General features: G+C 28.9%; 6 protein-coding genes. All 6 read right to left on the bottom strand.

Features of this window, described 5'->3' with window-relative positions; all coding sequences use genetic code 11:
- On the bottom strand, window positions 1–686 hold a 686-nt coding region (locus CXF67_RS08285; RefSeq protein ID WP_145990409.1), incomplete at its 3' end, for an ApeA N-terminal domain 1-containing protein.
- Between the two features lie 182 nt (window positions 687–868).
- Window positions 869–1,897: an HNH endonuclease gene (locus CXF67_RS08290; protein WP_102088332.1), complete on the bottom strand. Its 1,029-nt coding sequence runs from the start codon at window positions 1,895–1,897 to the stop codon at window positions 869–871.
- A gap of 91 nt (window positions 1,898–1,988) precedes the next feature.
- Window positions 1,989–2,597, bottom strand: a complete 609-nt coding sequence (locus CXF67_RS08295; RefSeq protein ID WP_145990410.1) for an SRPBCC family protein — start codon at window positions 2,595–2,597, stop codon at window positions 1,989–1,991.
- Window positions 2,598–2,755: 158 nt separating this feature from the next.
- Window positions 2,756–3,307, bottom strand: coding sequence for an AAA family ATPase (locus CXF67_RS08300; RefSeq protein WP_102088334.1), 552 nt, complete (start codon window positions 3,305–3,307; stop codon window positions 2,756–2,758).
- Window positions 3,304–3,939 carry a hypothetical protein gene (locus tag CXF67_RS08305; RefSeq protein ID WP_102088335.1) on the bottom strand — a complete coding sequence of 212 codons (636 nt, stop codon included), beginning with the start codon at window positions 3,937–3,939 and terminating at the stop codon, window positions 3,304–3,306. Before CXF67_RS08305 ends, CXF67_RS08300 begins: the two co-directional genes overlap by 4 nt.
- Window positions 3,940–4,012: 73 nt before the next feature.
- A partial coding sequence (locus tag CXF67_RS18165; RefSeq protein WP_180957928.1) for a Crp/Fnr family transcriptional regulator occupies window positions 4,013–4,351 on the bottom strand: 339 nt, incomplete at its 5' end.

A 4,351-nucleotide genomic window follows, 5' to 3' on the forward strand; every position in this document is an offset into this window, starting at 1 on the left:
CTAATTTCAGTATTTTCAAAGTAAAACGATTCGAATAGTAAAAGGTTGAATAGTCTTTCTATTGTAGATTTTATTTTTGGTAATTCTTTTATTTCAAAATGTTTAGATGTTTCTATATTTATAAATACATTTTCATTGATAAAAGATTCTCTTCGTTTTTTAAAACCTGATTTTGCTCTAAAGAATAAATAGATTTCATAATCTTTACTATTAAATAATTCTATTATTTTAGGTTGTTTATAATATTGACTGACTTCATATGATTTATTTTCAATATCTGATTTGAAATCAAAACCTGAAATAGGTATCCAGTTGTCTAAAATATCTGCATTTAACATTACAATGCTATAATTGATTGATTCAATTTCTCGGTCATAAAATGGAGTAATTATTGTATTATTAGACTCATATTTGAACTTTGTTAACGCTCCTAATGACTGATGTGTTTTATAAATGTTATGTAATTTAATTGAATATGTTTTTGATTTTTCATTACAATTTATGTAACCTAATACTAAATCTAAATTATTCCATTTATTATTAAGATTTTCATTAATGTCTAAAGATTCTAAAGATGTTATAGTCGCAATTCCATTTTCATCAATAAATAGAGTTGAAATTGTCTTTCTTTCCTCTTTTCCAGGTATCCAAAATACACCTTCAAAATATTTATTATAATATTCCAATATTATTTAATTTATAGGTTTTCCTCAGCTTGCTCCTAACGTTGTTGTATATGGTTTGTTGCGTGTTTCAAGCAACTAATTTAGTAAATAATTACCGAATAGAAAATCCGCGAGGATTTTCGTAAGTAGGCTAGAACTAGCAATAAATTATATACGGTGTTGTGTGCAGTGATTTCTTCATTTTATTGTTTTTCTACAAAAGATTCCCAAAATTGGACTAAACGAAATGTTTTTTCGATATCCTTAATGTTGTATTCAGAGTTTATATAATTATTCACTTCGATATTTTGAAATCCATTTCCCTGACATAAAATGTCTTTAATATTTTCATATATTTTTTCATCACCTTCACTAAATCCAGGTAAACAAATCGATATTTTATAACTATCAGATTTAGTTTTTAAATTAAAGATTACTAAAATTGAACGCAATTCACGAGGTTTAGTAATTATGTTTACTCCAAGAAGATTATCGGGAAATTGATACGTTATCCAAAAAGGATTTTTAATAATTTCCTTTTCAGGATGTTTTATCTGTTCCCTAATTATTTCTGTATTCTTATTAAAAATATAAAGATGTCCAAGTTTTTCGAAAGCCATTAAATAAGCAATTTTCAACAGCGAAATTGAGGCTAATCTTTCGTTTGTTTTATTTGGTTTATCAAATGTGAAATTTAGTTTTTTACTCCATCCACTTTTAGAAATATCGTTGATAAATAAAGGCGAATTATACTCTTGAACTTCACTGTCAAAAAATTTCTTATGTATTTTAGGATTGTTGTTTTTAGTATCTATATTAATTAAGAACTTTCCATCTTCCTCAATTTTGATTTTGGCATTTACACCTTTTCCATCAGTTGATTCATTATAGAACTGTGTTTTAATTTCAGAGTTTGGCTTGAAGTGTAACGCATCAATTTCTAATAATGCTGTTAAAATCTCATTATCTATTTTATGTCCAGCGTCTGAATTACACTTCTTACAAGTTAAAATGCTACTTTTTCCTCCTAAAGATTGTGGTGGATTATGTTCAAGCGTCAGAGGATTTACTTTGGCTTCTAAATCCTCTTTTACAAAGTAGTTTAAACAAATTGGGCAAAAACAGCCAAATCCTTTATCAAAATTATCTTTTAAACTTGAATTGTCTTTTATGAATTTAAAATTCTCCGAGTAAATTTTGAATAGAATTTCTTTCCTTTTTTTGTTATTCATTTGAATTCAGTTCGGTTTTCCTTCATTGCACACAACGTTTAATGTAAAATGCGTTTTAATGCATTTTTACATAGTGTTATGCTTATCATTTTTAAAGGAAAAGTTTGTGTCGTTCCTCTCCTTGACTTACTTCTTTGCTTAGTGCTCTTAATGTAGTTAACGGCCAATTATTTTGAATTTGATTTGCTAAGAATTTAGGGAGTTTCCCTTTTGGATCAACTTTAATTTCAACTGTTACCTCAGTTGTTTCTGGAGTAACTTCCTTTAAGTGAAAAATTAATGATTCTAAATCACCTCGCACCCTATCGTTTCTTAGCGGATATTTTTTGTGAGTAGTTGATGATATTTCAAGCTTTGCACTTGGGGTTTCAGCATTATTATCTATTGTCCATTTTGCCTTTAGCACATATTCACGATCTGATACTGGCCATGCAAGATTGTAATGTTCGTAAGTGCTATATTCCACCCCAAAGATATCTCCCTCAATCAAATTATGATTAGTTAGGCGGTTCACCCACTTTTTTTTAGAATCAATATCGATCAATGTAAATGCAATTCTGCCAATACCTGAGTTCAGTTTTACCGTACCTCTATAAGTTGGAGTTTCATTTTTATTTGAGCTATACATTTCTACAATAACTCTTTCTCCAGAACTACCTTCTTTCGAAAGAGGTTGATCGTTCGTCTTTATCCAATTCATTTTATTGTTTTTCATTTCATGATGAAGTAGCACATTCATTAAGCATAACGTTGTTGTATAAGATTAGTTGCGTGATTTAAGCACTAAAGTTAGCAAATAAATCACAGATAGAAAGTCCGCGAGGACTTTCGTAAATTGGCTTTTACCAGCAATTAATTTTATACGGTGTTGCCAGTAGTTTTTATTACCTTAATGACAGTTTCCACTTTTTCGGTCAATTCTATTCGTCCGTCTAGTTTTAGAACTTTGCAGCCAAGTAATTCAATCCAGTCGTTATGAACTTTAAGTGACCTTCCATTAAAATTCGGATTCTCGTATTGGTTTGCCCATTCTAAAAATGCTTTTGAATTCTGTTGGATGTTTTTGTCAGTCAGAAGTTTTTTTCCATAACGTTCAGTTTCACGTTTTTTCAGTCTCTCTATTCTTTCTTTGTTTTCCAAAATGATAAAAATGGCTAAATCAAATGCTTGTTCCCATTCTTTTCCCCAACTCACCATTGAACCACTTACTACTAAATTCTCAAATTTCTTAAAATCCGCTTTCAGGCTTTTATTCCTTAAAACTAATGGGATTTTTTCTTGAAAAGGTAGTTCAGTTTTCTTCCAATAATAATCGTCTACGTCCAAATGGGTGAAATCCGTTATTTTTTCAATTTCTTTTCCAAGCGTTGTTGTTCCAGAACCTGAGGCGCCAAAGATTAATATTTTCATTTGTCAGATTTATATAGAAGTACTCCGCTTGATAGAATCCAAGTAGCGATGCTGAATGTAAATATTCTAAATCCAGTTAAGCTTGTGAAAATAAACCCCGTTAATCCTCCAATAATTGAAAAAAGAATGATAAAGACTCCTAAATATCCAATCCATTTTGGGAATTTATTTTCTAATAATATGATGATAGAGTATATCATTATTGCTAAACAAAAAGCAACAATAAAAATATAATCTAGAGGTTTATTTATTGCAAAACTGAAGTTTGTTATAGGTTTTAATACTTCAATATTTTCTTCTAACCTTTCTGAATACTGATTCAGAAAATAAGGTAAAGTTAGTCCATTGAAAATTGCAGCAAACATTGCTCCAATTAGTCCAAATGAAATAATAATAAATGCCAATACTGATAGTTTCCACTTATCTAAAAGATTTATTGTAAGTCCGTAAAAACCAAATAAGATTATTGGTAAACTGAAAATAGCTAATGAATGAGCAATTGTAATTGTTTTAGAAATTTTAATGATATGTTCAATGCTGCCCCCACTTGGGTGCATAACCATTGTTATTATAATTAATAATGCTCCTAAAATAAGTGAGATACTTGTGCTTTTGTAAAAATGATTTTCCATTGATTTGATATTTAATTAGAAAGACAAATATCAATGGTTTATCCAAATTCATCACTTGATTGAAATCAAGAAATTATTTAATTCTTTTCCTCACTCTACTCAATGTTTCAGGTGTGATTTTAAGATAAGATGCTATTATTTTTTGTGGAAATTTTTGAAGTAAACTTGGTTTGTTTTTAATTATGAAGTCATACTTTTCATCTGGTGTATTATTGTTGTCAAAAAAATCAATTCGTGAAGTTGATTCCTCTAAAATTTTACCCATTTGGAAGAATGATTGAGATTGAGCAATTAATCTATGTATAGCATCTATTGAAAGTTCATAGATAAAGCTTTCTTCAAAAGCTTGAATTGAATATTCTGAGGGTTTTCTTGTCGTAAAACTTTTATGATTTATGACCCAATCATTACT

Origin of the sequence: Psychroflexus sp. MES1-P1E (assembly GCF_002836055.1) — a bacterium.
Classification (GTDB): Bacteria; Bacteroidota; Bacteroidia; order Flavobacteriales; family Flavobacteriaceae; genus Psychroflexus.

Coding starts and splice junctions, on each gene's coding strand:
- CXF67_RS08290 (WP_102088332.1), bottom strand. CDS start 1,897: ATGAATAACAAAAAAAGGAAAGAAATTCTATTCAAAATTTACTCGGAG.
- CXF67_RS08295 (WP_145990410.1), bottom strand. CDS start 2,597: ATGAATTGGATAAAGACGAACGATCAACCTCTTTCGAAAGAAGGTAGT.
- CXF67_RS08300 (WP_102088334.1), bottom strand. CDS start 3,307: ATGAAAATATTAATCTTTGGCGCCTCAGGTTCTGGAACAACAACGCTT.
- CXF67_RS08305 (WP_102088335.1), bottom strand. CDS start 3,939: ATGGAAAATCATTTTTACAAAAGCACAAGTATCTCACTTATTTTAGGA.